Source organism: Enterobacteriaceae bacterium ESL0689 (genome assembly GCA_029433525.1).
Taxonomy (GTDB): Bacteria; Pseudomonadota; Gammaproteobacteria; order Enterobacterales; family Enterobacteriaceae; genus JAQTIF01.
The window spans coordinates 544,674-570,665 of the sequence record JAQTIF010000001.1 but is presented as its reverse complement, the minus strand read 5'-3'; the positions used below and the strand labels follow the sequence as shown (position 1 = coordinate 570,665).

Here is a 25,992-nt window from a genome sequence, read left to right as displayed (position 1 = left end):
TTATACGACCGCTTCACTCTTAAGCTCTTCCTGGAGCTGAAGCTTTTCTTTATTCAGCGCTTGCAATGCCGACACATCAAGGATCAGTGCGACGCTGCCATCACCCAGGATAGTTGCCGCAGAAATACCGGGAACTTTGCGATAATTGCTTTCCAGATTCTTGACCACTACCTGATGCTGACCAATCAACTGATCAACCAGCAGCGCATAGCGGCGGCCAGCGGTTTGCAAAATAACCACAATGCCTTGTGTGGCATCCGTTTTCGCCCCGGCGACATCGAATACATGGTAAAGCGCGACCAGTGGCAGATATTCACCACGTACCTGTAAGACCTGCTCACCACCGGCAACTGGATGCAGATCTTCTGCTCTCGGTTGCAGCGACTCCATAACCGCGTTCAATGGCAGGATAAAGACTTCGTCTTTCACTTTGACGGACATGCCATCAAGGATCGCGAGGGTCAGTGGCAGCAGGATACGGATCGTGGTTCCTTTACCTGCCCGGAAATAGACTTCAACATGTCCGCCCATCTCCTGGATATTTCGCTTCACGACATCCATACCGACACCACGACCGGAGACTTCAGTGACCTTCGCTGCGGTGGAGAACCCTGGAGCAAAAATCAGCATCGCGACTTCGGCATCCGTCATGTTTTCATGCACTGGCAGTCCCTGGGCGGTGGCTTTGGCCAGAATTTTTTCCCGATTGAGTCCGGCACCATCGTCCGTGACTTCGATACAAATATTGCCGCCCTGATGTTCTGCAGAAAGTGTCAAATTACCGCACGCCGGTTTGCCCGCCGCGATGCGGACATCGGGTGGCTCTATCCCGTGGTCAAGGCTATTACGTACCAGGTGGGTGAGCGGATCGATAATATGTTCACTTAAGCTCTTATCCAGTTCCGTCGAGCTGCCCAGTAATGTTAATTCGACCTGTTTGTTCAGCTTACCCGCTAAGTCGCGCACCAGACGCGGGAAGCGACTAAAGACAAACTCCATCGGCATCATACGAATCGACATCACCGATTCCTGCAAATCACGGGCATTACGTTCTAACTGCCCCATGCTGTTTATTAATTCACCGTGGATGACCGGATCGAGATCACCCGAGCGTTGTGCCAGCATCGATTGCGTAATCACCAGCTCACCTACCAGATTGACCAGCTGGTCAATCTTCTCGACGGCAACACGGATGTTGGTTGCTTCGCTATTTTTCGCATGATTATGGCTGGCACGTGATTTCGCCGCGAGTGCAGCAGCTGTTGCGGCGGCTGTTGCCGCAGCCTCGGCTATTGAGGTCGGATGACTTTCGGCCTCGTCTTCATGGGCAGGTTGCGCTGATTTCGTCGCTGTTGCCGTTTCATTCCCTGCTGGTGTAGCGGCGGCTTTTGTTTCCGTCGGCGCAGCAGGCTGGGCAGGAGCGGTCTCTGCGGTTGGTTCGGCTGATTTGCTCTCGGTTGCGCCAGAGGCTGATGGCGTGGAGAAGGTAATTTGTTCCGGTTCGACGACAAAACAGAGTACAGAGCTGATATCGTCCTGGCTGGTGGAGGTACGCAGCGTGACACTCAGGCTATCCGTGGTCTGTTGTGAACTTTTAATTTCCCCCAGATGCTCAAGCTCTTCCAGCATCAACGGAATTTCTTTTTCTTTCAGTTTGTTGATGCTAACGCATATTTCGCTTTCGCTCGCCGCAGCGGGTTTTGATGCCGCTGGGGAAGATTCCGCAGGCTGTGCATCTGCGCTGTTTTGCGCTGTATTTTGTTCTGCTTCTCGCTGGGCTTCTTCTGCCAGCTGACGTAATGCCTTGCAGATATATTCATAGCTTTCGGCATCAGGTTCTTGCGATGATTTATAGGCGTCCAGTTGCTCCTGCATAATATCTTTCGTTTCCAGAAACAGGTTGATAATTTCGGTACTCAGCTTCATTTCCTGGCGTCTGGCATCATCCAGCAGATTTTCCAGTAAATGAGTGGTTTCTTGTAGGATCTTAAAACCAAAGGTCGCTGCTCCTCCTTTAATTGAGTGTGCTGCACGAAATATAGCGTTCAGCGTCTCAATATCTGGCGCCTGTGGGTCCAGCTCCAGCAAGTGCTGTTCCATATTGGCCAGCAATTCGTCTGCTTCGTCAAAAAAAGTTTGAGAAAAGGCGCTAATGTCCATGCTCACGGGTTCACCTCCGGCTGTGAGTCGCGATTAGTCGGTGCGGGCGTCGCTACAGGATTGTCGGTCGGGTCGCTTTCCGACGGACCGCGTTGTATCAGGCCTTCCGGCCCGGAAATATCCATCGCGTTGCTTTCGGCATTTTCGCGTTCGATAGTTTGTTCAGTATCTTTATTCAATACCATGATAGTAATACGACGGTTGATCGCATTATCACCGTTGACCTGCTTGATATTCATCGTGTCTGCCATGCCAACCACACGTAATACTTTTCCTTCACCCAACCCTCCGGCGATCAATTCTCGTCGTGAGGCGTTAGCGCGATCAGCAGACAGTTCCCAGTTACTGTAGCCCCGCTCACCACTGGCATAAGGTAAATCGTCAGTATGGCCAGACAGACTGATCTTATTCGGTAAATCATTGAGTATCGGCGCAATAGCACGCAAGATAACCCGCATGTAACTTTCTACCTGAGTGCTGCCGGTTTTAAACATCGGCCGATTCTGGCGATCAATGATCTGGATACGTAGCCCTTCATTCACCAGTTCAATCAATAAATGAGGCTGCAACTCTCTGAGGCGGGGATCAGATTTAATGAGCTGATCCAGTCTTTCATGAAGCTGGTGCAAACGCTGTTGTTCAGCACGACCTTTGACTGATTCCACCCGCTTATTGACCTCACCGGTTTGCTTGATAGGGTCGTCACCGCCACCGGGAATAGGACTACTATCTGTACTATTTTTATCACCGCCAGTAATCGCCACTTTTAGTGGCATGCGGAAATATTCGGCAATTTGTGTCAGTTGTTGTGGGCTGGCTATCGCCAGCAACCACATCACCAGGAAGAAGGCCATCATCGCGGTCATAAAGTCAGCATAAGCGATTTTCCATGCGCCACCGTGATGGCCTCCGCCATGCGATTTACGCTTTTTGATGACAATCGGCTGCTCAGGCTTTTTCATGCTGCTTCTTCCGTTTGCCCCTCTGCCCCCGGTGCTGATGTTGTTTTCACCTTCCGCACATGCTCTTCCAGCTCATTGAAGGAAGGGCGTTCGGTGGAGTAGAGCGTTTTGCGACCGAATTCGACAGCAATCTGCGGTGCTGAACCATTGAGATTAGCAAGCAGGATCACTTTTATACACTGCAACATCTTCACCGCTTCTGCGTTCTTCTGGCGCAGAACATACGATAATGGCGCGATAAAACCGTAGGATAATAAGATGCCGAGAAATGTTCCGACCATCGCACTGGCAATCAGCGCGCCCAGTTCAGCCGGAGGGAGATCCGCCGATCCAAGGGCATGTACCACCCCCATCACCGCGGCGACGATACCAAAAGCGGGCAGAGAATCACCGACCATTGACAGACTACCTGCCGGGATTTCACCCTCTTGTTCGAAAGTTTCTATCTCTTCATCCATTAACGTTTCAATTTCAAACGCATTCATACTGTTGTCGCTCACCATCAGCCGCAGATAGTCGGTAATGAACTCCACGATGTGTTTATCGGCAAGAACACGGGGATAATTAGAGAAAATTTCACTTTCCTTCGGGTTGTCGATATCAAACTCAAGCGATAGCATGCCCTGCTGACGCGACTTATTCAGTAGCAGAAACAACAATGCGATGACATCCATGTATAACGCTTTAGTGTATTTGGAACCACGCATCAGTTGTGGCAGTGCACGAAGGGTCGCTTTAATCGCTTTACCATTATTACCCACGATGAACGACCCTAAACCCGCCCCACCGATAATCATCAGTTCAGAAGGTTGATAAAGCGCACCAAGATGCCCACCGACAATGACATAACCACCCAATACCGTACTTACTACAACGATATAACCCAAAATAACTAGCACACGCATTCCTCAAATTAGCAAATGTGGATAACAAAGCGCGGCCAATGCGTGCTGGTCTGATAGTCAGACAGTCATCATCCCGACGTTTTACACGTTGCGATGTCTTACCTGGAGCGGGCGATCCGTTCTGCCGCTCAGTTAACGCAATTGGCCTGTTTATCCAATAGTTATGGCATAATATCGGCCAGTTGAGGCGAAAGTTTACGTTTTTTCACTGCGCGTGACGGTGGCTGGCAGAGTGTACAAATGAAACTGTTCAACGGCTGGTGCGCATGGGTAATAAATGAGCCACCACAACAGTTGCAGGCAGATAGCTGCATCAGGTCACTACTGACAAACCGTACCAGGGTCCAGGCACGGGTCAGTGAAAGCAAGGGTTCTTTTTCCGTTTGCTGGGGGCACTGTTCCAGATAGAGGCGATACGCTTTAAGTACCGCATTGATGCCACTACATTGACCACTTTTTAATAAGAATGAGTAAGCGTTGTAGAACATGGAAGAGTGAATATTGTGTTCCCATGTCATAAACCAGTCTGTTGAGAACGGCAACATCCCTTTCGGCGGTGGATTGCCGCGTAACTCTTTGTAAAGTTTTATTAAACGACCGCGACTCAACTGCGTTTCATTCTCTAACATCTGTAAACGGGCATTAAGTGAAATCATCTCTATCGCGAGCGCAATATCTTTAGCTTCCTGAACAATACTTTTCTCAGCCATTATCACACTCTTTTCTTTGTCTGATGATCATCACTCGTGAGTTGTTGCAATAACTCACTGGAAAGTAAAATACCGGTATGGATTTGTTGTAGATCGTCAACCCGCGATGCTTTGGTCAGTTGCTCGACAGTTTGTGAATCATTAAAGCGGAAGTTACAGACCAGCTGGTTGGTTTCAGCCAGTTTCATCATTTGTGGCAAGCTGAGCTGTGAGAGGGTATCCACCATGTTTTCGTTAATCCCAAGACGAAACATAGCCGACGCTTTTTCTTTGCTGATCAACCTCTGAGCCAGAAGTAAATAAGAAAGGTTGATGTCATAAATATTTTTTAGTAACTCAGATGTATCCATATTCTTTATACCGACAGGTTAGTTAAAAAACATATGCATGCCAGATGATAGGTTTTTATCATCCATAATCAGCGATCCTTCGAAGAGTGACTAAATTCACACCTGAAAAACAGCTGTTCTAAACTTCATCAGATATTAGATTCAACCCTAATATTTTAAACAAATATTAATCAATCCGTATGGACGTACAAAATAAAAAAAAGGTAACAGCTAATCAGTTTTATCAAATAAAATGATAAACTCTGCTTTAATCCTACCATCAAATTATAAAAAGATACAACTCAAAGCAAATGTGTTTTACCGATAATATGATTAAAATCAAAGCAAAAATAGAATATACATACATATTAACGTTAGTAACTAATTCTTTATTATAAATTTTTGCTTATTAAACAAGCACAAAGAATATATTAAGCAAATTGACATCAGTCAGCTTTGTAATGATGGAAATATTTAAATAAAAATTTAATAACGTTAATTTACAAAACAAAAGATAAATATTGAAAGAAATTTAATATTCCCAGGCTATTTTTTTAGAGAGATCACAAGTGAGTGGACAATAATTATCTCAACGACCCAAGAGATAATAGCAATATATGGAATCAGTGACATACATTTCTATGATGATTCTGTTGTGATGCTTCATAAGATTCACTATCAGGAAATGAACGGGAATAATAAAATAAGATTGATTAATAATCATATTAATAATGGACATGTTGGATTAATTATGTTAGTATATATTAAGCGACAGCTATAATAATATTTCTGCCAATCTTTTATTACCTCATACAGCAATAAAGACAGACCGTAATCATAACGTTTCTCTGATTTCCCCGGTGCATAAGAGCCTGTCCCACCAGGCGTTATTGACGCGGCCAACGATGACTGTTTGAAAATTGCACATTTTATTCGTATATTATGTTTACAATAGCACGCATGATGTAAAGCAAAGGTGATGATATGGCGACGACAAATTTCAATCTTCGACTGGATCAGGATTTGCGTGATCGGGCTTTTCTGGTTTTTGAACGCTATGGGTTGAGCGCATCACAGGCGTTCAAGCTGTTCCTGAATCAAGTGGCTGAAACCAATACGATTCCGCTGTCTTTCGACTATCAGGCGATAGCGCCGAACGCAGTCACGAAAAAGGCGATCATTGAAGCATTGCAACGCACTGATTTTTCCGATGCCATGAGCATGAATGATGCTTTAAATGTATTGAACGATCATGCGTAAAGTCATCCTGGAAAAGCAGTTCAGGAAGGATGCCAAAAAGCAGTTTTTAGCGTTCACAACGTCCGCATGGGCGGAGGTTCTGAATTGTCTTTGCAATGACCTGGAATTGCCCGAAAAATACCGTGACCATGAGCTTTCGGGCAAATTGAAAGGCTTAATAATAACCTTTCGATGCGGCCAATCTCCCTCAGAGCCTTTGCCAGACCATTCTGTTTCGTTGACAAAAAAAGAGCATGACCGATTCGGATCATGCTCTTTTTTATAGCTGCTGTTGCTCCCCATACGCTTATGGGGAGGGACAGTTATTGATTACTGGCTCTACAGCGTTGCGTGCTGCTTTTTATCGCGGCGAATTTTACGCTCTTCATAGAATGCGACGATCGCCATCAGGCAAATACAGCCAATCGCGGCCGTATCCAGCGCGGCAAAGGTGCCCGCCCAGCCAGTCAGCCCAAAGATTGGCGTACCATCGGCAATCATACCAAGACCCAGCTTGGCAAAGCTATCCCCCACCAGGTAGGCAAAAGTTCCTTTGATACCATCGGCTGCACTGATCGCTTTTTTCGGTACGAAACCTACCGCTGCGACGCCAATCAGCAACTGTGGACCAAAGACCAGGAAACCTAACGCAAACAGCGAAGCCAGATAGACATACGTATTGCTGGCATGCTGGTAAATGCCGAGGGTCACGATGATTAATGCCAGTGCAATACAGGCGACCAGTGCACGACGGCCGTTTGCCAGATCGGATAACCAGCCCCACAATAACGTCCCGACCAGCGCACCGACCTCAAATAAAGTAAATCCCTGAATCGCGACATCTTTTGACATCTTAAGTTGCTGGTAAGCATAGACAGTCGACCATTGGTCAATCCCAATACGCACCACATAGAGGAAGATATTCGCGAAACACAATAGCCAGATAACTTTATTTTTCAGCACATATTCAACGAAGATCTGCCATTTGGTCATTGAGCTATCTTCTGTTTCTTTATCTTCTGTACTGATCTCTTCGCCAAACAGCTCTTCGGCACTCCCCAGGCCGTAAGCTTCCGGGGAGTCGCTACCAAAGCGCAGGCCGATAAAACCAACAATCAGGGCAATTATCGACGGGAAGATAAACATTCCGATGACATGGCCATCGAACAAGTAGTTGGCACCGAACAATGCCACACCAGCGGCCCCCGCACCACCCAGATTATGCGAGATATTCCACAGCCCCAGATAGGTGCCGCGCTTACGCCGTGGCGTCCATTTGGTGATGGTCGAATAACTGCAGGAACCGCCGGTACTCTGAAAGAAACCACTCAACGCATAGAAGGTGATCATCAGGAACAGATTAATCGAACCCGGCCCCATACTGGCACTGAAACCCAGCATACAGATGGCGGAAAGGATCAGCATAAATGGCAGGAACTGCTTGGTATTTTTGCCATCCGCATAATAGGACACCAGCGTTTTTCCCACACCATAGGTGATCGAAAAACCAAGACCAATCATCCCCAGCTGGGTCATGCTCAACCCGTAAGTCGCGATCATATCGTTCTGGGCGATATTAAAGTTCTTACGGATTAGATACATGGTCATGTAGCCGATAAAGACCACCAGATAAGACTGCATGAAGGGCTTGAACCACATTTTACGTCGTTCTTCAAGCGGTAGATTCAGCGTTGGCTTGCGCACCTGGTTTAGAAAATTGAGCATTAGACACTCCCGAAATTATTTCGATATCTGGAATTGTCTGGCATTCTAAAAGCCTGGCGTTCAGCTATCCTGAGATAACCTCCCGGTTAGATCGGGAAAATATCTTAGTTTTGTCCTGTCCAGGAGAAAAAAGAGAGGTCTGTCACGCTTCTATGTCGGTTTTGGGTGCCTGAGCGTTTAAAAATGGTAACAGTAACAAGGCAGAGATCCCGGCAGCAATGGCAATCACGACAAAAAAGCCGTTCCAGTGCCAGATCGCCATCACCTGTGCCAGTGGCCAGCCAGAGAGCGAAGCGCCGAGATAGGCAAATAATCCGACAAACCCGGTGGCTGCACCGGCGGCTTCTTTGTGGGAACACTCTGCCGCAGCCATCCCAATCAGCATCTGCGGGCCAAAAACAAAGAAGCCGATAGTAAAGAAACAGGTCGCCTGCATCGTGTAGCTGGCGAAAGGCATCAGCCATAAGCCGCCGACTGAAAGCAAAATTCCGGCAGCAAAAATAAGATTCATCGGCCCGCGATTGCCGTTAAAGAGCGTATCCGATCCCCAGCCTGCCACTAATGCACCGATAACCCCCCCTATTTCAAACATGCTGACCGCCGAGTTTGCCATGACCAGATCCACCCCCAGCCGTTCAGACATATAGAGATTCCCCCAGTCATTAATTGCCGCACGCACGATGTAAACCAGTACGTAGCACAATGATAACAACCAGATATAGGGGTTCTTTAAGACGTATCGGTAGAGGATCGCCTTATGTGTCAGTCCCTTTCCTTCCTGTTGCTGCATAATCTCCAGCTCATCATGACGCCATTCACCGACGGCAGGCAGTCCCACCACCTGTGGCCGATCACGCAGTCGCCAGCAGAGATACAGGCCAGCGACAATAGCCAGCATCCCGACCATTATCATTCCGGTTCGCCAGCCGTAATGTAATTCTGCTACCCCGATGATCACTAGGATCAGGGCACCGCCAATGTTGTGCGCCGTATTCCACAATGCCCACCAGCCACCCCGCTCAGAACGTGAGTACCATGCGGTTAATAACCGGACACAGGCCGGTGCGCCCCATCCCTGAAAGAAGGCGTTTAACACCCACAACAGGGCAAACGCCCATAACGAGGAGGAGATACCAAACAGAATATTGATGATCCCGGTGGTAATCAGCCCGGTACTCATAAAATAACGGGAGCTGGAACGGTCGCTGATGATGCCAGAGAAAAACTTTGATAGCCCGTAGGTGATGTAAAACAGCGTGCCCAGTAAACCAATATCACTGCGCGTTAACACATTGCTGAGCAGCATTTCCGGTACCACGGATTGAAAACTTTTGCGCGTAAAATAAAATAAGGCGTAACCCAGCCAGATAGTGATCAGAATATGGCAACGCCAGTAGTGATAACGGGCATCAATGACCTGTTTATCCGTCACTGGCAGCGTATCGGCAGGGGATTTGAGAAAATTAAGCATGCTGACTTCTTAGCGATAACGTCGCGGTAAACTGACACAAACGCGCGTACCATGGGTACAGGAGATGGTTAGCGTGCCACCCAGCGCGGTCACACGTTCGCGCATCCCGATCAGCCCGAATCCTTGCTGACCAGTACCGGAAGGTAATCCGCAGCCATCATCTTCAAGCAACAGCATCAGCCGTTGATCCTGCTGCCAGCCCCGAAGCATGACCTCGTTGGCACTGGCATGTTTGACAATATTGTTCAGCCCCTCCTGACAGATGCGAAACAGCGTCACACGCTGATTTTCACTCAATGCAGATTCATCAATCTGCCAGTCCAGATGGCTGACCATGCCGCGATCTTCCAGTTCCATTTCCCGCATCAGTGAGCGTACAGCCTGTTCAAGAGTCAGATCGTCAAGCTGACGTGGGCGCAAACGTCCCAGCAAGCGGCGAACAGAGTCATAAACCCCCAGGGAGAGCTGTTCGATCAATTCCGCACTCTGTTTGACGCCGCGGTTTTCCGGCGCCAGTCGCTGCACAATACCCGCCTGAGTACGAATCGCAGTGATAGCCTGACCAATATCATCATGCAGTTCACGGGCGACATCCTGGCGGACATTTTCTTCCGTTTCAAGCAATCTCTCGGCCAGCCGACGGTTGCGTGCCAGCTCGCTTTGTAACGACTGGTTGAGCTCACGCAGGCGCTGGATCCCGGTACCCAATAACAGTCCCGTCAGGCTTTGTGCCAGCAGCGAAAGCAGCAAATCCACCGGGTTATCCTGCCATGTCTGACTGGCGATTAACGCAATGGTATTCATCAGTGCGGCGATCAGCGCCCCTTGCCAGCCGTAATGCCAGGCCAGGGCGATAATCGGTAGCGCCAGACAGAAAGGGGTAAAACGGGATAACTCATTGGGTAGTCCCAGTTGCAACCACAGGCTGATAATAAATAACAACAGGTAGCCGATCAGGTGTCGGCCACGCCAGTTGACGGGCTGCGACACCAGCGCAGGGCCTAACGGCCGCCAGATAGTACTGGTGAGATAGTGCCAGATCACCAGACAGGTGGGGGCGAGGGTCAGTCCTCCGGTCAGCGTCAGCAGTAAGGCGCTCAGTCCATCACTGCCTTCTCCCAGCCACGGCAGTGATTGCAACAGTGCTGCCACAATCAGTACCCCACTCTGGCGCAGCAATGTCAGCCAGCCACGCTGGTGACGATAATGTGAAATGAGCGCAACCGGTAATAACGTCAGCAGGCCACCGATCAGCAATAGGGCTGCATGTGCCAGCGCCACCTGTTGTACCAGCCAGAAGATTAACAGCCATTCCGCACCCAGCAATACCAGCCAGTAGTTGCGTGAACATTGCAACATCATTCCCAGCCTGAGACCAAAAGGAAACAGCAGGATAGCAAAATCCGCGCGTTTCACCAGATGCAGGCTGATGCTCCATAAACAAAACCATGCAGCAGAGAAAATGCAGAAACAACCCACTAATGAAAATAGCCGGGAGAACAAGGTATTCATCGTCAGATATCAAATAGACACCGGGCCAGCTCAACATCGTTGCTGACACCCAGTTTTTCCAGCACGTTAGCACGATGCACATGCACCGTTTTCGGCGACAGACCTAATTCCACCGCGATTGCTTTCACCGTCATTCCCTGGCTCAGTTTCTCTGCTACCTGACGCTCGCGGCGGGTCAGTGGGTCCTGACGTCCCGCAGCCAGCTTCATGGCAATATCTGGCGTCAGATAGCACCCGCCCGTCGCCACAGTTCTGACCGCAGTGATCAGTTCATCGGGACTACAGCGCTTGGAGAGAAAACCACGGGCCCCCGCATTCAGCGCCTGTTCTACCAGTGCCGGACTATCATGAACAGAGAGCATGATGATCCCCATTCCTTTAGGCAAATGACTTAACAGCGCAAGCCCGGAAATATCCGGCATGGATATATCACAAATACAGACCTGCACGCCGTGTCCGGGTAACCCGGCCAGCGCATCCAGCCCGGAACCAAATTCAGCGACAACCTGAAAATCGACTTCCAGTGCCAGTAGCTGGGCAAAACCGGATCGAACAATAAGATGATCGTCAATCAGTGCAATGGTGATCATGGCAATTCCTGGCTGGATAAAAAAACGGGCTTACCTTAGCGATACGCCCATTTAAGCACGCACAATTTACTCAAAAAAAACAGTAATTTTGTTAAACATCGAGGGGTCAGACTGGTTACGAACCACCTTTTTCACATCTTCCAGTTTTTCAATCTGGCTAATCATCTGTACCAGCCGCTGATCATCATTAACCAGTAGCCAGATGCGGCTAAGTTGACTGTTCTGAATCGGCAGGCAGAGAATACCTTCAACGTTAAACGCACGGCGGGCAAACAGGCCACAGACATGGGTCATGACGCCGGGATGGTTACGGACAGTCAGTTCGAGAATAACGTTGTTATGAGTCTGCTGTGGCATAATTTATTCTCCCACCATTTCAGTATTCGCCGCGCCAGGCGGAACCATTGGATACACTTTTTCTTCTGCACTAATGCGCACATGGATCAACGCCGGGCCTGGACGAGCGATGATTGACTGTAATGCCGCCAGCGGGTCATCCTCATGATTCAGGTCGCAGGATTGCAGACCAAAACCCGCGGCAATTTGGGTGAAATTAATCATTCCTGGATAGGTCGCGGCAAAGACCCCTTGCGGATAGAACAGACTCTGCTGCTGATGCACCAGCCCTAACGCTTCATTGTCCATCAGGATAATTTTGATATCCAGTTGGTTTTCTGCCGCCGTCGCCATCTCCTGAATATTCATCATCAGGCTACCGTCACCGGTAAAGCAGATAACTTTACGCTGTGGGTTGGCTAGCGCCGCACCGATGGCCGCAGGCAGACCAAAGCCCATCGTTCCCAGGCCGCCAGATGTCAGCCACTGACGTGGGCGATTCAGTGGATAAGCCTGTGCTGTCCACATCTGATGCTGGCCGACATCCGTTGTGATGATAGCTTGATCATCAACACAACGGGCAACGGCATCAATCAGACCATAGTGAGAGAGGGGATTACTTTGCCGATGAAGAGGGGCGGGATATTGATGTTGCAGACTGGCGATCAACTGATGCCATGCACTGTGCGTCTGTGCCTCAATATGTGGAATCAAGTGGGTCAGCACGTCATTCACATCCCCCTGAATAGCCACCTGCGGCTGTTTAATTTTGCCCTGTTCAGAACGGTCAATATCAATATGAATAATTTTTGCCTGCGGACAGAACTGTTCAGCCTTACCAATGGCCCGATCATCAAATCGTGCCCCGAGGACAATCAGTAAATCAGCGTGTTGTAAAATATGGTTGGTACTGCGTGCACCATGCATTCCCAGCATACCCAGCGATAACGGATGCGCTTTAGGCAATATTCCCAGCGCCATCAGGGTCATCACCGCCGGCAGGCTGGCTTTTTCTGCCAGCGTCCGTACCTGTTCGCTCGCATTCAATGCGCCGCCACCCAGATACAATACCGGACGCTGCGCCGCATTGATCATCGCCACCGCAGCGTGAATATCGGTATCGTCAAACTGAGGATTGTCCATACGACAGCCGGGTTCTGGCAAGGTATCCAGTTCAATCGTCGCTGTTTGCACATCCTTTGGAATATCGATCCACACCGGGCCAGGCCGCCCGGACTGTGCAATCCGAAATGCGTCACTGATCATTTGTGGCAACTCAGAAATAGTGCGAACCAGATAATTATGTTTGGTGATCGGAATAGAGATGCCGTAGGTATCGACTTCCTGAAAAGCATCAGTGCCAATCATCGCCGCCGGAACCTGACCGGTAATACATACCAGCGGAATTGAATCCAGCCGGGCATCGGCGATCGCCGTGACCAGATTCGTCGCACCAGGGCCACTACAGGCCATACAGACCGCCGGTTTTCCTTCCGTGCGTGCCATTCCCTGGGCAATAAAACCCGCCCCTTGTTCATGGCGTGCCAGAATATGACTAATTTGCGTGCTTTGACTTAATGCATCATATATCGGCAAAATCGAGCCACCCGGGATCCCGGTCACTGTCGTGATCCCCTGACGTTCCAGCAAATGAACAACTAACTGCGCACCAGTAAAGCGCTTTTTTGGTGATGCGATACCCGAACCTGCCATGCTCTACTCCTTTATCTTCTGAGCCAGCTTAGCGAGCGGGTAACGAAAAAAAACCCCGCCCGGTATGTGCCGACGGGGTCTGGAATTATGCTATTTAGTCCCCTACGGCTGCTCGCCCACTTCCACCACGGCACACACGCCAACCACCACGGTAAGCGCGGTTTTTAGTAGAGCCGAAGTGAAAAGGGAAGTGCTCATCAGGAACCTGTCGTGTTGAAAATAGTAATGGGATTTATACAAACACAGTGGCAGCTATTAGGCAATCACTTTCTGTGCAGTGACTGCAATTTATGCACAGGATCACACTTTCCTGCCGTTTTCTCTGTGTGGTCTGTCTCAGGGCTTTGACTGAATTGCCCTTTTTTTACTTAGCGCCTGTCCCATTAGGGTGGTGTATTCAATATGTTTATATTGTCTCAAACATAATATTCGCGCTCAATAAAAGTACCGATGATCCTGTCATGCATCTCAAAAGATTTTGAGTACCCCAGTGTCTTACGATTCAGTCGCTTTAACCGGTTACGCAGATTCAGGTTTTCCCGTTCAATCCGCTGCGTGTAAAGCTTACCCCTGATATGTTTTTTATCCGGCAGTATGTCATATGCGCTGAAGTTATCGGTACACCAGAAGGCGGCATGAAAACCTGACAGTAATCTCAGTAACCTGCGCAGTGTCTTTTTGCTCCTGCGCCCAAAAGTATGTGCAATAATACGTTTGAGACGAGGCTCCCACGCATACCACAGCCAGCGTTGCTGCTTTTTACTGCCAGCAAAAGACCACATCTCATCCACTTCACAGATAAGCTGGATTTGCTGATTATCCAGCGGCAATGTGGTTACACATCGTGGCGCGGGTTTTTTAAAGTGCGGACAACGGCATTGATGCTGATATGCAGAGTCCGTGCGGTATCACGGATACCGGCATTATTCATAGCAAGGTCAATAATTTGTTCTTTCATGCCGGGGTGGCAGGCTCGATAAGCGTAATCGGTCTGGAAAGTACGACAGCATGACTGACAACGATAGCGCTGAAATCCGGACTTACCCACGCCATGCTTTTTAACGGGTTCAGTTTGTTTACAAAACGGGCATGCTACGTCAATTTTAGCCATCTGGTGTCTCTGATAAAAAGAGCGATTATATAACATGATCAATATGTTGAATACATGACCCCCATTAGGCGCTAAGTAAAAAAAAGCCTGACCCATCACAAGTATTTCTCTTGCCATTTTGACTGAATCGTTGATTTCTCTGTTTTCAGTCAGTTACACCTGCGGGTCAGGCATTCAATATTCTCTTTAAAGAGAATTTATTTTTCATTAATTTATATTATTATAATGATAAGGTTATGCTATGCATTATTCAGTTTTATTTTTTTATTCTGGTATTTTGTTAATTAATTTCGATACGTCGTGGTTTTTTGACTTCCGGAACGATACATTCGAGATCAATATACAGCAATCCATTTTCCAGTTTTGCTCCACAAACATGAATGTTTTCTGCTAACTGAAATTTACGTTCGAAGTTACGTTCGGCAATTCCCTGATAAAGAAAAGTGCATTCTTTTTGTTTGTCAGCATGAGAACCCCTTACAATCAATAAGTTATCCTGTAAAGTAATCTCCAGTTCCTCTTCAGAAAATCCGGCAACCGCAATCGAGATACGATAATGGTTCTCATCTACCCGCTCAACATTATATGGCGGATAGCCCCCATTACTCTGGCCCTGATTATTTTCCAGTAAACTAAACAGGCGATCAAAACCGATGGATGAACGATATAGTGGAGAAAGATCAAATTGACTCAACCCCATAATAAATAACTCCTGAAATCAGCGAGAATTTGTGGCCTTCTGCAATACAGACTGACCGTTATTACCCTGGATACCCATCAGGCGTATCCTCATTGGGTTACCTTTTCTTAAGTGAGGTTTATTATAAAATATTCAAGGATGAAAAGGGTTATTTTTTTTGCTTTTTTTTATTGAATAATTAGACTATTCATCTGGCAGGGCATGTTCGGACAAAAACGGCAACAACACGGTGAGTCACAACACACCGACTTTCCTGAGCATCTGGTGCCGCTCTTATCAGGTCATCTGATCAGTGACCAGCAATATATAATAGAAGGCAAACCCACAAAATAATGGGGAAATGATGAAAAACAGCCTGTTAAAGATGGTTCTGTTCAGTGGTGTCGTCAGCCTAAGCGGATGTTCCAGCGTCATGTCACATACTGGCGGTAAAGAGGGCACCTGGCCGGGAACCCGCGCCAGTATGCAAATGCTGGAAGAGAGTGATACCGGCTGGGGAACGAAATCACTGATCACGCTTGATATGCCTTTTACTGCGCTGATGGATACACTGTTACTGCCGTGGGATCTATTCCGTACCGATAATTCTATAAAGTCACGGGTCGAAAAGAGTGAAAACAAATCACTGACCACCGGCACGGTGATCCCATCGGCAAAAATGACCACGCCCTGATTGAGCCGCCCATTGCCGAAAGCCTGGAAAACAGATGGCATACCGCACTTATGATCAAAGCGTGACTTGCGTGATCCATAGCTGACGATATCCATCGACCTCTTCCATCCAGGCTATCTGTTTACCATCTGGTGAAAACACGACCGCGTCGGCGACAGGTGGACTCTGATGCTCAGCGGTTAAAAAAGTGATTTTACCACTGTGGGCATCACACATCGCGAGGCGATTGTCGAGGACAAATCCCAGCCACTTGCCAGAGGGATGCCAGTTAAAGGCTGACTGAATATCATTGTTGTTGTGCGTTAACTGGCGTAGATCTTCCCCTTGTGGCGAGATAAGCCATAGCTGAACCACCCCCGCATCATCACGCATCAAAAAGGCGATAGCAGTGGCCTGTGGATCTGCCCGTACCCAGTGGCGTGGTGTATTGACCAGCCCAGGATAGCGACGATGATGGGTAAACGTTAAACGCCGCTGTACCACGCCAGCAGGGGGCGCAGGCATGGCAGATGCCGTTCCTGCCAGTGGCGCATCACCCTGCTGTTTCCAGCCCTGTTCGCTATCCGGCAGAGCGACAATAAATAGTTCCGCTACTTTTTCCCCCGCTGCCGATAGCGTATCGCCAATGAATGCCAGTGCCTGATTGCCGACCCAGCCCTCTTCATAGGCGCGGTTAATTTCATCACTGCCCGGCTGCGGTGTCGGCGTTGTCCGGCTCACCAGTACGCACCAGTGACTGCCGTTATATTCACGGGCATGATGGCCTCGCACCACCACCGGGCCATAAGGGACGGCGACACCCACATTGCGTAAATCCAGTAAAGGTGATCGCTGATGCAGGACATGGTCATTATAGGTAAAACTGACATAGCGCCCATCCGGGCTATAGACATGTACATGACTGCCGCCCCGTAATGCACCGGGGGTATAAGGTGCGGTGATATCCATCGCATCAAGATTGTCGATCGTCCCCTGATTCAGCACCACACCACGACGATGGTGAAAATCATAATGCCAGTGTTCATCCGGATATTCCGGGCCGTGAATAAAGAGATATTTGTCCTGCTGTGGATGAGCCGTCACCACCCCCACATGCGCACCACAGGTGGCACGGTAGAGCGTTTCGACGACACCGGTTTGTACATTGACACGTTCAATGGTTTCGCCAGTAAAAAGAGCGCCCGATGGCCGGACATCAAAAACCAGCCACTGACTATCTGCCGTCCAGGCATTGATATTAGTCAGCTGATGATGGCGGGAAGCAAAAGTGACCGGTTTCATGACGTTATGCAGTACCCTGATTCAGCACAAATTTATCAATCGCATAAGCCACACCATCCTGCTGGTTAGTGTAAGTAATAAAATCAGCACACGCTTTGACTGCCGGAGTCGCGTTCTCCATCGCCACCCCCATACCGGCAAACTCAATCATCGATATATCATTTTCCTGATCGCCAATCGCCATCACCTCCTGCGGCTTGATATTTAATGCATCGGACAGCAATTTGACGCTAGCGCCTTTACTCGCCCGTTTATCAAGGATCTCAAGGAAAAAAGGTGCGCTTTTCAGTACGGTATATTTCTCTTTTACCGCCGCAGGAATACGCGCGATCGCGTGATCGAGGATCGCAGGCTCATCAATCATCATCACTTTCAGGAATTGAGTATCTGGATCCATTTTTTCGGCCTCACAAAATACCAGCGGAATCGTTGATATAAAGGATTCATGTACTGTGTAGGGGCTGATATGTCGGTTAGCGGTATAGAGGTTGTTAAAATCAAGGGCATGAAAATGGCATTCCAGTTCACGGGAGAGCTGTTCCAGGTAACGGTAGTCCTGATAGTTCAGCGGGATTTGTATCACCCTGCTGCCATCCCCGGCTTTCTGTACTAATGCGCCATTGTAGGTAATGCAGTAATCACCTTCACCGGTCATCTGCAGCTCTTGCAGATAATTTTGTACCCCGGTATAAGGTCGTCCGGTCGTTAACACCACATTAACTCCGCGCGCACGGGCGGCGGCAATTGCTTCTTTTACCGCTGGCGAAATGGTGTGATCGGGTAACAAAAGCGTACCATCCATATCAATAGCAATCAGTTTTATAGCCATATGATCCCCTGGTAGTCGGTAATTATCGGTATGCTAACGCGATCGTGAATGAAAAAATAGCAGCAAAAGAGAGATAAAGCAGAAAGGCATTTTCTCTTTGACTGATAAAAAAATACCCGATGACAACAGGTATGTTGATCGGGTATTTTTCATCTGATAACGGTCAGATATCAATATTGGCTGCTTTCAGCGCATTTTCTTCAATAAATGCCCGGCGCGGCTCAACCGCATCGCCCATTAATGTGGTGAATAACTGGTCGGCGGCAATTGCATCTTTCACGGTAACGCGCAACATCCGGCGGCTTTCGGGGTTCATCGTGGTTTCCCAAAGCTGCTCTGGATTCATCTCACCCAGCCCTTTATAACGCTGGATAGCCAGACCACGCCGTGACTCTTTCACCAACCACTCCAGTGCCTGCTCAAAACTGGCCACCGGCTGGCGACGATCACCGCGTTCGACAAAGGCACCCTCTTCAATCAGTCCACGTAGTTTTTCTCCCAGCGCACAGAGACGACGGTATTCGCCACCGGTGATAAACTCATGATCAAGTGGGTAGTCGGTGTCTACACCATGAGTACGAACACGGATAACCGGCTCAAACTGAGGTTGTTGCGCATGATGATGGATGTCGAATTTCCACTGGCTGCCATGCTGCTCTTTTTCATTCAGATCGGTCACCAGGGCATTCACCCAGCGCGTGACTTTTTGTTCATCCATCATATCAGCTTCGGTTAATGTCGGCTGATAAACCAGCTCTTTCAGCAATGCTTTCGGAAAACGCCGTTCCATGCGGCCAATCATTTTCTGTGTCGCATTGTATTCAGACACCAGTTGCTCTAATGCCGTGCCAGATAACGCGGGAGCGCTGGCATTGATATGCAGGGAGGCCCCATCGAGAGCAATCGCAATCTGATACTGATCCATTGCTTCGTCGTCCTTGATATACTGCTCCTGTTTGCCTTTCTTCACTTTGTACAAGGGGGGCTGGGCAATATAGACATGGCCGCGTTCGACAATTTCCGGCATCTGGCGATAGAAAAAGGTTAACAATAAAGTCCGGATATGCGAACCATCGACATCCGCATCGGTCATAATGATGATACTGTGATACCGCAGTTTATCCGGATTGTATTCATCACGCCCGATACCACACCCCAGTGCGGTGATCAGGGTGGCAACTTCCTGAGAAGAGAGCATTTTGTCAAAACGGGATTTTTCGACGTTAAGGATTTTGCCTTTTAGCGGCAGGATCGCCTGATTTTTGCGGTTACGCCCCTGTTTTGCTGATCCTCCCGCCGAGTCACCTTCCACCAGATACAGTTCGGATAACGCCGGATCGTTTTCCTGGCAGTCAGCCAGTTTCCCCGGTAATCCCGCGAGATCCAGCGCACCTTTACGACGGGTCATTTCCCGCGCTCGCCGTGCCGCTTCCCGAGCCCGAGCCGCATCGATAATTTTACCGACGACAATTTTAGCGTCAGTCGGGTTTTCCAGCAGATATTCATTCAGCAATTCATTCATTTGCTGTTCTACTGCCGACTTCACTTCAGAGGAAACCAGCTTATCTTTGGTCTGTGAGGAAAATTTCGGATCAGGGACTTTTACTGAGACCACCGCAATCAGCCCCTCACGGGCATCATCACCGGTCGCGCTGATTTTCGCCTTTTTACTGTAACCTTCTTTATCCATATAAGCATTCAGCGTGCGGGTCATCGCTGCCCGGAAGCCAGCAAGATGTGTCCCGCCATCACGTTGCGGAATATTGTTGGTAAAGCAGTAAATATTCTCCTGAAAACCATCGTTCCACTGTAAGGCTACTTCGACGCCAATACCGTCTTTTTCGCTGGAGAAGTAGAATATATTCGGATGAATCGGCGTTTTGTTCTTATTGAGATATTCGACAAAGGCTTTGATACCGCCTTCGTAGTGAAAATGATCTTCTTTGCCGTCACGTTTATCACGCAGGCGAATAGAAACGCCGGAGTTCAGGAAAGAGAGCTCACGCAGGCGTTTGGCCAGAATCTCATACTCAAATTCGGTGACATGAGTAAATGTTTCAAGGCTCGGCCAGAAGCGTACCATCGTCCCGGTTTTGTCAGCTTTTCCCGTTACCGCCAGCGGTGCCTGCGGTATACCGTGGTTATACACCTGACGATAAGTCTGATTCTCGCGCTGAATGACCAGCTCCAGCTTCTGTGACAGGGCGTTAACGACCGACACACCGACACCATGTAACCCCCCCGATACCTTATAAGAGTTATCATCGAATTTACCGCCAGCATGCAGCACGGTCATAATGACTTCCGCTGCCGATACCCCTTCTTCCGGATGAATGCCGGTTGGAATACCACGGCCATCATCCTGCACTGAAACAGAGTTATCACTATGAATAGTGATAACAATATCTTTACAGTAACCGGCGAGTGCTTCGTCGATAGCGTTATCCACAACCTCGAATACCATATGATGCAGGCCTGTACCATCATCCGTATCGCCGATATACATACCCGGGCGCTTACGCACCGCATCCAGACCTTTCAGCACTTTGATACTGGAGGAGTCATAAGAATTCGACATCAACGTTTCTCGCTCATTTTAACGTGGGTTAATCAGTTATTTTACCTTTTTCTACGGTGAACATCTTCGAATTTTTGTTCGACATATCCAGCACGTGTTCAGCGCTGATCGCACTGACGAAAACCTGTGATTGTGTTGCTTTTAAGCGACTGGCCAGTAAACCACGCCGCACATCATCCAGCTCCGAGGCAAAATCGTCTATCAAATACAGGCAACGTCGGCCACTTTCCTGAGTGAAAAACTCACCCTGAGCCAGGCGTAGTGCACACATCAATAGTTTAAGTTGACCGCGCGACAGGGTATCTTCAACCGGTGCGCCATTAGCCCGAATGCGAAAGTCGGCTTTATGCGGCCCGCTGGCGGTATAAGTCAGCATAGCATCACGCTCAAAATTCTTTTCCAGCAACTCGGCGTAATCCGTGTCTTTTTCCCAGCCACGTAAAAAGGAAAAGGTCAACGAAAACTCAGGTAAAAATTGTTTACAGGTATCGGCCATATTTTCAGCGATAGCGGCGCTATACTCAGCGCGCCACTGGCTGATTTGCTCTGCCAGAGGGATTAGTTGCTGATCCCACAGCCACAACTGCGCATAGCGATTCGCCTGACGTAATGCGGCATTACGCTGTTTTAAAACATGCTTCAGATTGCTCCAGACGGTAAAAAAACCCACCTCATTGTGAAAACATCCCCAGTCAAGAAAGGCTCTGCGATATTTAGGGCCACCACTGAGTAAGGTAAATCCTTCTGGTGTAATCAGTTGCATCGGGATCAGATGCGCCAGCTCCGCCACTTTATGGCCATCCGTACCATCGATACGGACTTTGCTGTCACCTTGCCTGTCTTTATTCAGGCCAATGGCCACTTCACGCTCTTCATTTTGCAGGCGGCCATGCAGCACAAAAGCGGGTTGTTCATGGCGGATCACCCGACCCGTTTGCAGGCTGCGAAATGCCCGGCCATGACCCAGGGTGTAAATCGCCTCCAGCACATTGGTTTTGCCGCTACCATTCGCGCCAATCAGAAAGTTAAAGCCAGGTGATAAGGTCAGATCCGCGCTTTCTATATTACGGAAATCTTTTATAAGCAGGCGGGTGAGTGACATATTCAGATATCATCCAAAAGGCGTCGCCAGTAAATCCACGCGGCTACCGACCTTACAATCTCATTGGCATAACCACATAAACCGCATGTGGGCTGGCCGCATCCTCAATCTGTACACTCGACACCGAGTCAGTGAGTAAAATACGCACATTTTCGCACTTCAGCGTATTGAGTACATCCAGCATATAACTGACGTTAAAGCCAATTTCTATCTCGCTACCGGAATAGGTGACATCAAGAATCTCTTCCGCTTCTTCCTGTTCCGGATTATTCGCGGTGATCTTTAACTGGTTTTCGCTCACATACAAACGGACACCACGGAATTTTTCATTCGATAGAATCGCCGCACGGGAAAACGCCTGTTTCAGGATATCACATCCTGCATCCAGATGTTTATCCGGGTTTTTTGGCAATACACGACGATAATCAGGGAAGCGACCATCGACCAGTTTCGAGGTAAAAATAAAATCACCGACATGGGCGCGAATATTATTACTACCAATTTGTACACATAGCGGTTTGTCACCACCGACCAGCATCCGCATCAGCTCAATCACCCCTTTACGGGGCACTATCACCGAATGGTCAGGCAACGCGGTATCCAGTGGCATGGCGCACACCGCCAGACGGTGGCCATCAGTGGCAACAGTACGTAATTCTTTACCTTCGGTTTCAAACAACATTCCGTTTAAGTAATAGCGAACATCCTGATGAGCCATCGAAAACTGAGTGGCTTCGATCAAGCGTTTCATCGTCGCCTGCGGTAGAGTGAATTCGACTTCGCTTTTCCAGTCATCAAGATTAGGAAAGTCAGCGGCAGGAAGTGTGACCAGCGAAAAACGACTGCGCCCGGATCGCACTAACAGGCGATCGCCATCCAGTTGCACCGCGATCTCTGCCCCTTCCGGCAACCCACGGCAAATATCAAAGAATTTACGTGCCGGAACGGTCGTCGCCCCCGATTGATGTGGCTGTGCCAGCGCAACGCGAGCCACCATCTCCATTTCCAGATCGGTTCCGGTCAGCGATAACACACCATCTTCAACCTGAAGAAGCAGATTGCCCAGAATCGGGAGTGTCGGACGTCCTCCCAAAGGGCTGCTCACCTGTTGCAGCGGTTTTAATAAATGTTCACGTTCTACGGTAAAATTCATAGCATTATGATGATAATGTTCTAATTAAATTGGAAAAATCTTCTTTTATATCGTGGCTTTCTTCGCGCAATTGCTCAATTTTACGGCAGGCATGCAATACCGTGGTATGATCACGCCCACCAAAGGCATCACCAATTTCAGGCAGACTGTGGTTAGTGAGTTCTTTCGCCAGCGCCATTGCCATCTGACGTGGCCGCGCCACCGAACGGGAACGGCGTTTAGATAACAGATCAGCAATTTTAATTTTGTAGTACTCTGCGACTGTTTTCTGAATATTATCAATCGTAACCAGCTTTTCCTGCAGAGCCAGTAAATCGCGTAACGCTTCACGGACGAAATCAATGGTGATCGCCCGTCCGGTAAAATTGGCATTTGCAATAACGCGATTCAGTGCGCCTTCCAGCTCACGGACATTGGAACGCAGACGTTTAGCGATAAAAAACGCGACCTCACCGGGCAGGCGGATGTTGTTTTCGTCCGCTTTTTTCATCAGGATAGCCACCCGGGTTTCCAGCTCAGGCGGTTCTATCGCGACCGTCAATCCCCAGCCAAAACGGGACTTCAGACGATCCTCAACCCCATTGATCTCTTTAGGGTAGCGGTCAGATGTCAGAATAATCTGCTGGTTCCCCTCCAGCAACGCATTAAATGTATGAAAAAACTCTTCCTGAGAACGCTCTTTATTAGCAAAAAACTGAATATCATCAATCAGCAGGGCATCGACCGAACGATAATAGCGCTTGAACTCTTCTATTACATTATTTTGTAACGCTTTAACCATATCCTGAACAAAACGTTCAGAATGCATATAGATCACTTTGGCGTTCGCTTTACGCGCCATAATGCCATTCCCTACCGCATGTAACAGGTGGGTTTTACCAAGGCCAGTGCCGCCATAAAGAAACAGTGGATTATAGGCACCACCAGGGTTATCTGCCACCTGACGCGCCGCCGCCCGAGCCAGTTGGTTAGATTTACCTTCAACAAAATTATCGAAAGTGTGTTTAGGATTCACATTAGAACGATAGGTTGGCTCTGCCGGTGCCGGGACATTATCCCAGCCAGCACGCCCGTTTGACGGCACAGTACGTGGCGCCTGATTCTGTGCCACAGGTATCGGGGAGGTGGCACGATTTACTGTGTTTCTTTGTTCCTGCACCACAGGGCGTGAGCCCACTTCAAAACGCAATTGTGGCGCATCAGTACCACAAAAATCATTGAGCAATACATTAATATTATTGAGATACTTATCTCTTACCCAATCAAGCACGAAACGGTTTGGCGCATACAGTGCCAATGTGTTATCGCTTAATTCCGCCTGCAACGGGCGTATCCACATACTGAATTCTGTGGCTGGTAACTCATCCTGCAATCGGGCAAGACATTGCTGCCAAAGCGAAAGTGACACGGCGAACTCCACTCGAACATAAAACCGATATTTAAAGAAAAAATTATGTGATTATTGGGGCACATCAATAAAATCCGCGGTAGCGGGCGATGTACGTACCGCTATTTGCGTTATTTACCCGATACGGATCGTGATGATCCTGATCGGAGTCGGCGATCATAGCCTAAACAGAGAAAGAGATCTTGTATTTTTCAACAGATTCATCCTGATTTATCCACAGGATGTCAAGCTAAGCGCCAGGCCCTGCTATCGTTATTGACGCAGCCCGTCTGGACACCGACAGGACGGGGAAACCGCAGCGAACAGGTCGTACGTGAGGATTTCGAGCACTGCCCAGAGCCAAAATGGCCAGTAAAATAGCCTGATGGGCCAGGCTCTAAGTGTAATCGATCTTATATCCTATGAAGCTAATTTAATCCTCAGTATCGATAAATTTAATGATCTATCGCGCAAAATCATCTCGCTGACCTTGTAACATGCCGTGAGATCCTACAAAAGATCCTTTTGATCCTTGCACTTTAACTGTGAGATCGTATAATTCTTAACCCGGCAAATAAAGCCTGTTTCACGCCATCTGTTACAGTGTGTTTTTTATCGCCCGTGCGTGAGAAATTAAGGAAAGAGAGTTTGACTCCGGAGTGTGCAATTATTACAATCCGGCCTCTTTAATCAACAATCAACACTCGCTGAAACGTAAATCACACGAAATCCATTCGGATATACGTAAAAGTCAGTGAAATTATTCAAGTTTAGGTAGAAACCGCCATGAAACGCACTTTTCAACCGTCAGTACTGAAGCGCAACCGTTCTCACGGCTTCCGTTCTCGTATGGCTACTAAAAATGGTCGTCAGGTTCTGGCACGCCGTCGTGCTAAAGGCCGTGCTCGTCTGACTGTTTCCAGATAATAAAAGTTAACCCTGCGTGGTTAAGTTCGCATTTCCCAGGGAGTTACGTTTGTTAACTCCCGGTCATTTCACTTTTGTTTTCCAGCAACCGCAACGGGCCGGCACGCCGCAAATTACTATCCTCGGCCGCCTGAACTCGCTGGGGCATCCCCGTATGGGTCTGACTGTCGCCCGGAAAAATGTTAAGCGAGCCCATGAACGCAATCGCATTAAACGTTTGACTCGTGAAAGTTTTCGGCTGCGTCAACACGAACTACCTGCAATGGATTTTGTAGTAGTGGCTAAACGAGGGGTTGCCGATCTTGATAATCGTACCCTCTCAGAAGCACTGGAAAAACTATGGCGTCGCCATTGTCGCCTGGCTCCCGGCTGCTGATAGGCCTTATCCGGCTCTATCAACGCCTGATTAGTCCACTACTCGGGCCTCATTGCCGCTTTACACCGAGCTGTTCAAGCTATGGTATTGAGGCACTGATCAGGTTTGGAATGATAAAAGGCGGTTGGTTGACAGTGAAACGCGTATTAAAATGCCACCCTTTACACCCTGGTGGTGACGATCCCGTCCCGCCTGAAACCTTTGATACCAGAGAACACTAACG

27 protein-coding genes are annotated in these 25,992 nt (G+C 48.6%); 7 read left to right on the top strand and 20 right to left on the bottom strand.

From position 1 onward, the window contains the following. The 5 genes from cheA to flhD form a co-directional block, all read right to left on the bottom strand. Positions 1 to 2,166 (bottom strand): chemotaxis protein CheA, encoded by a 2,166-nt coding sequence (cheA, locus tag PT300_02790; GenBank protein MDF7679590.1) that lies wholly within the window; start codon positions 2,164 to 2,166, stop codon positions 1 to 3. Next, a complete protein-coding gene (gene motB / locus PT300_02785) occupies positions 2,163 to 3,122 on the bottom strand; it encodes a flagellar motor protein MotB (GenBank protein ID MDF7679589.1) in 960 nt (319 codons plus the stop codon). Before motB ends, cheA begins: the two co-directional genes overlap by 4 nt. Further along, complete coding sequence (gene motA, locus PT300_02780) at positions 3,119 to 4,021, bottom strand: flagellar motor stator protein MotA (protein MDF7679588.1); 903 nt, start codon at positions 4,019 to 4,021, stop codon at positions 3,119 to 3,121. The genes motB and motA overlap by 4 nt, the downstream gene beginning before the upstream one ends. Before the next feature lie 167 nt (positions 4,022 to 4,188). Further along, a complete protein-coding gene (flhC, locus tag PT300_02775) occupies positions 4,189 to 4,737 on the bottom strand; it encodes a flagellar transcriptional regulator FlhC (protein MDF7679587.1) in 549 nt (182 codons plus the stop codon). 2 nt (positions 4,738 to 4,739) lie between these two features. Next, positions 4,740 to 5,087: a flagellar transcriptional regulator FlhD gene (gene flhD, locus PT300_02770; protein ID MDF7679586.1), complete on the bottom strand. Its 348-nt coding sequence runs from the start codon at positions 5,085 to 5,087 to the stop codon at positions 4,740 to 4,742. A 963-nt stretch (positions 5,088 to 6,050) separates the two neighbouring features. On the opposite strand from flhD, the gene PT300_02765 reads away from it, so the two are divergent. After that, positions 6,051 to 6,326, top strand: coding sequence for a type II toxin-antitoxin system RelB/DinJ family antitoxin (locus PT300_02765; protein ID MDF7679585.1), 276 nt, complete (start codon positions 6,051 to 6,053; stop codon positions 6,324 to 6,326). Beyond that, positions 6,319 to 6,591, top strand: coding sequence for a type II toxin-antitoxin system mRNA interferase toxin, RelE/StbE family (locus tag PT300_02760; GenBank protein ID MDF7679584.1), 273 nt, complete (start codon positions 6,319 to 6,321; stop codon positions 6,589 to 6,591). The genes PT300_02765 and PT300_02760 overlap by 8 nt, the downstream gene beginning before the upstream one ends. A 53-nt stretch (positions 6,592 to 6,644) precedes the next feature. On the opposite strand, the gene uhpT is transcribed toward PT300_02760, so the two are convergent. The 9 genes from uhpT to ibpA form a co-directional block, all read right to left on the bottom strand. Next, positions 6,645 to 8,030: a hexose-6-phosphate:phosphate antiporter gene (uhpT, locus tag PT300_02755; GenBank protein MDF7679583.1), complete on the bottom strand. Its 1,386-nt coding sequence runs from the start codon at positions 8,028 to 8,030 to the stop codon at positions 6,645 to 6,647. A gap of 142 nt (positions 8,031 to 8,172) precedes the next feature. Continuing rightward, a complete protein-coding gene (locus tag PT300_02750) occupies positions 8,173 to 9,501 on the bottom strand; it encodes an MFS transporter (protein MDF7679582.1) in 1,329 nt (442 codons plus the stop codon). Between the two features lie 9 nt (positions 9,502 to 9,510). Beyond that, positions 9,511 to 11,013: a signal transduction histidine-protein kinase/phosphatase UhpB gene (gene uhpB / locus PT300_02745; protein MDF7679581.1), complete on the bottom strand. Its 1,503-nt coding sequence runs from the start codon at positions 11,011 to 11,013 to the stop codon at positions 9,511 to 9,513. Positions 11,014 to 11,015: 2 nt separating this feature from the next. Beyond that, complete coding sequence (gene uhpA, locus PT300_02740; GenBank protein ID MDF7679580.1) at positions 11,016 to 11,603, bottom strand: transcriptional regulator UhpA; 588 nt, start codon at positions 11,601 to 11,603, stop codon at positions 11,016 to 11,018. 66 nt (positions 11,604 to 11,669) lie between these two features. Beyond that, positions 11,670 to 11,960 (bottom strand): acetolactate synthase small subunit, encoded by a 291-nt coding sequence (ilvN, locus tag PT300_02735; GenBank protein MDF7679579.1) that lies wholly within the window; start codon positions 11,958 to 11,960, stop codon positions 11,670 to 11,672. Between the two features lie 3 nt (positions 11,961 to 11,963). Then, positions 11,964 to 13,652, bottom strand: coding sequence for an acetolactate synthase large subunit (ilvB, locus tag PT300_02730; protein ID MDF7679578.1), 1,689 nt, complete (start codon positions 13,650 to 13,652; stop codon positions 11,964 to 11,966). A gap of 102 nt (positions 13,653 to 13,754) precedes the next feature. Further along, positions 13,755 to 13,850, bottom strand: coding sequence for an ilvB operon leader peptide IvbL (gene ivbL, locus PT300_02725; GenBank protein MDF7679577.1), 96 nt, complete (start codon positions 13,848 to 13,850; stop codon positions 13,755 to 13,757). A gap of 218 nt (positions 13,851 to 14,068) precedes the next feature. Next, positions 14,069 to 14,763 (bottom strand): IS1 family transposase gene (locus tag PT300_02720; protein MDF7679576.1). Its coding sequence is split into 2 segments (ribosomal slippage): positions 14,069 to 14,505 and positions 14,505 to 14,763, totalling 696 coding nucleotides; the frame shifts between segments, so codons are not numbered across the junction. A gap of 280 nt (positions 14,764 to 15,043) precedes the next feature. After that, the gene (ibpA, locus tag PT300_02715; protein MDF7679575.1) at positions 15,044 to 15,457 is read right to left on the bottom strand and encodes a heat shock chaperone IbpA; all 414 of its coding nucleotides are present in this window, start codon (positions 15,455 to 15,457) and stop codon (positions 15,044 to 15,046) included. Between the two features lie 207 nt (positions 15,458 to 15,664). Here ibpA and PT300_02710 point away from each other — a divergent pair, with 207 nt between their 5' ends. Beyond that, the gene (locus tag PT300_02710; GenBank protein MDF7679574.1) at positions 15,665 to 15,796 is read left to right on the top strand and encodes a hypothetical protein; all 132 of its coding nucleotides are present in this window, start codon (positions 15,665 to 15,667) and stop codon (positions 15,794 to 15,796) included. A gap of 7 nt (positions 15,797 to 15,803) precedes the next feature. Next, positions 15,804 to 16,136 (top strand): YceK/YidQ family lipoprotein, encoded by a 333-nt coding sequence (locus PT300_02705; GenBank protein ID MDF7679573.1) that lies wholly within the window; start codon positions 15,804 to 15,806, stop codon positions 16,134 to 16,136. A 54-nt stretch (positions 16,137 to 16,190) separates the two neighbouring features. On the opposite strand, the gene PT300_02700 is transcribed toward PT300_02705, so the two are convergent. The 6 genes from PT300_02700 to dnaA form a co-directional block, all read right to left on the bottom strand. After that, positions 16,191 to 17,417, bottom strand: coding sequence for a DUF3748 domain-containing protein (locus tag PT300_02700; protein ID MDF7679572.1), 1,227 nt, complete (start codon positions 17,415 to 17,417; stop codon positions 16,191 to 16,193). A 4-nt stretch (positions 17,418 to 17,421) separates the two neighbouring features. Further along, on the bottom strand, positions 17,422 to 18,246 hold the full coding sequence (yidA, locus tag PT300_02695; GenBank protein MDF7679571.1) for a sugar-phosphatase: 825 nt from the start codon (positions 18,244 to 18,246) through the stop codon (positions 17,422 to 17,424). A gap of 163 nt (positions 18,247 to 18,409) precedes the next feature. After that, positions 18,410 to 20,824: a DNA topoisomerase (ATP-hydrolyzing) subunit B gene (gyrB, locus tag PT300_02690; GenBank protein ID MDF7679570.1), complete on the bottom strand. Its 2,415-nt coding sequence runs from the start codon at positions 20,822 to 20,824 to the stop codon at positions 18,410 to 18,412. 28 nt (positions 20,825 to 20,852) lie between these two features. Next, positions 20,853 to 21,926 carry a DNA replication/repair protein RecF gene (gene recF / locus PT300_02685; protein ID MDF7679569.1) on the bottom strand — a complete coding sequence of 358 codons (1,074 nt, stop codon included), beginning with the start codon at positions 21,924 to 21,926 and terminating at the stop codon, positions 20,853 to 20,855. Between the two features lie 52 nt (positions 21,927 to 21,978). Continuing rightward, entirely contained in the window at positions 21,979 to 23,079 is a 1,101-nt protein-coding gene (dnaN, locus tag PT300_02680; protein ID MDF7679568.1) for a DNA polymerase III subunit beta, read from the bottom strand. A 4-nt stretch (positions 23,080 to 23,083) separates the two neighbouring features. Beyond that, positions 23,084 to 24,487 (bottom strand): chromosomal replication initiator protein DnaA, encoded by a 1,404-nt coding sequence (gene dnaA, locus PT300_02675; protein MDF7679567.1) that lies wholly within the window; start codon positions 24,485 to 24,487, stop codon positions 23,084 to 23,086. Between the two features lie 765 nt (positions 24,488 to 25,252). On the opposite strand from dnaA, the gene rpmH reads away from it, so the two are divergent. From rpmH to yidD, 3 genes are read left to right on the top strand one after another with little or no spacing between them, the layout of a single operon-like run. Continuing rightward, the gene (rpmH, locus tag PT300_02670) at positions 25,253 to 25,393 is read left to right on the top strand and encodes a 50S ribosomal protein L34 (protein ID MDF7679566.1); all 141 of its coding nucleotides are present in this window, start codon (positions 25,253 to 25,255) and stop codon (positions 25,391 to 25,393) included. Between the two features lie 16 nt (positions 25,394 to 25,409). Then, the gene (rnpA, locus tag PT300_02665) at positions 25,410 to 25,769 is read left to right on the top strand and encodes a ribonuclease P protein component (GenBank protein ID MDF7679565.1); all 360 of its coding nucleotides are present in this window, start codon (positions 25,410 to 25,412) and stop codon (positions 25,767 to 25,769) included. Next, positions 25,733 to 25,990, top strand: a complete 258-nt coding sequence (gene yidD / locus PT300_02660) for a membrane protein insertion efficiency factor YidD (GenBank protein MDF7679564.1) — start codon at positions 25,733 to 25,735, stop codon at positions 25,988 to 25,990. The genes rnpA and yidD overlap by 37 nt, the downstream gene beginning before the upstream one ends. The last annotated feature ends 2 nt before the right edge of the window (positions 25,991 to 25,992 follow it).

Coding starts and splice junctions, on each gene's coding strand:
- motB (MDF7679589.1), bottom strand. CDS start 3,122: ATGAAAAAGCCTGAGCAGCCGATTGTCATCAAAAAGCGTAAATCGCAT.
- flhC (MDF7679587.1), bottom strand. CDS start 4,737: ATGGCTGAGAAAAGTATTGTTCAGGAAGCTAAAGATATTGCGCTCGCG.
- flhD (MDF7679586.1), bottom strand. CDS start 5,087: ATGGATACATCTGAGTTACTAAAAAATATTTATGACATCAACCTTTCT.
- PT300_02765 (MDF7679585.1), top strand. CDS start 6,051: ATGGCGACGACAAATTTCAATCTTCGACTGGATCAGGATTTGCGTGAT.
- PT300_02760 (MDF7679584.1), top strand. CDS start 6,319: ATGCGTAAAGTCATCCTGGAAAAGCAGTTCAGGAAGGATGCCAAAAAG.
- uhpT (MDF7679583.1), bottom strand. CDS start 8,030: ATGCTCAATTTTCTAAACCAGGTGCGCAAGCCAACGCTGAATCTACCG.
- PT300_02750 (MDF7679582.1), bottom strand. CDS start 9,501: ATGCTTAATTTTCTCAAATCCCCTGCCGATACGCTGCCAGTGACGGAT.
- uhpB (MDF7679581.1), bottom strand. CDS start 11,013: ATGAATACCTTGTTCTCCCGGCTATTTTCATTAGTGGGTTGTTTCTGC.
- uhpA (MDF7679580.1), bottom strand. CDS start 11,603: ATGATCACCATTGCACTGATTGACGATCATCTTATTGTTCGATCCGGT.
- ilvN (MDF7679579.1), bottom strand. CDS start 11,960: ATGCCACAGCAGACTCATAACAACGTTATTCTCGAACTGACTGTCCGT.
- ilvB (MDF7679578.1), bottom strand. CDS start 13,652: ATGGCAGGTTCGGGTATCGCATCACCAAAAAAGCGCTTTACTGGTGCG.
- ivbL (MDF7679577.1), bottom strand. CDS start 13,850: ATGAGCACTTCCCTTTTCACTTCGGCTCTACTAAAAACCGCGCTTACC.
- PT300_02710 (MDF7679574.1), top strand. CDS start 15,665: ATGTTCGGACAAAAACGGCAACAACACGGTGAGTCACAACACACCGAC.
- PT300_02705 (MDF7679573.1), top strand. CDS start 15,804: ATGATGAAAAACAGCCTGTTAAAGATGGTTCTGTTCAGTGGTGTCGTC.
- PT300_02700 (MDF7679572.1), bottom strand. CDS start 17,417: ATGAAACCGGTCACTTTTGCTTCCCGCCATCATCAGCTGACTAATATC.
- yidA (MDF7679571.1), bottom strand. CDS start 18,246: ATGGCTATAAAACTGATTGCTATTGATATGGATGGTACGCTTTTGTTA.
- gyrB (MDF7679570.1), bottom strand. CDS start 20,824: ATGTCGAATTCTTATGACTCCTCCAGTATCAAAGTGCTGAAAGGTCTG.
- recF (MDF7679569.1), bottom strand. CDS start 21,926: ATGTCACTCACCCGCCTGCTTATAAAAGATTTCCGTAATATAGAAAGC.
- dnaN (MDF7679568.1), bottom strand. CDS start 23,079: ATGAATTTTACCGTAGAACGTGAACATTTATTAAAACCGCTGCAACAG.
- rpmH (MDF7679566.1), top strand. CDS start 25,253: ATGAAACGCACTTTTCAACCGTCAGTACTGAAGCGCAACCGTTCTCAC.
- yidD (MDF7679564.1), top strand. CDS start 25,733: ATGGCGTCGCCATTGTCGCCTGGCTCCCGGCTGCTGATAGGCCTTATC.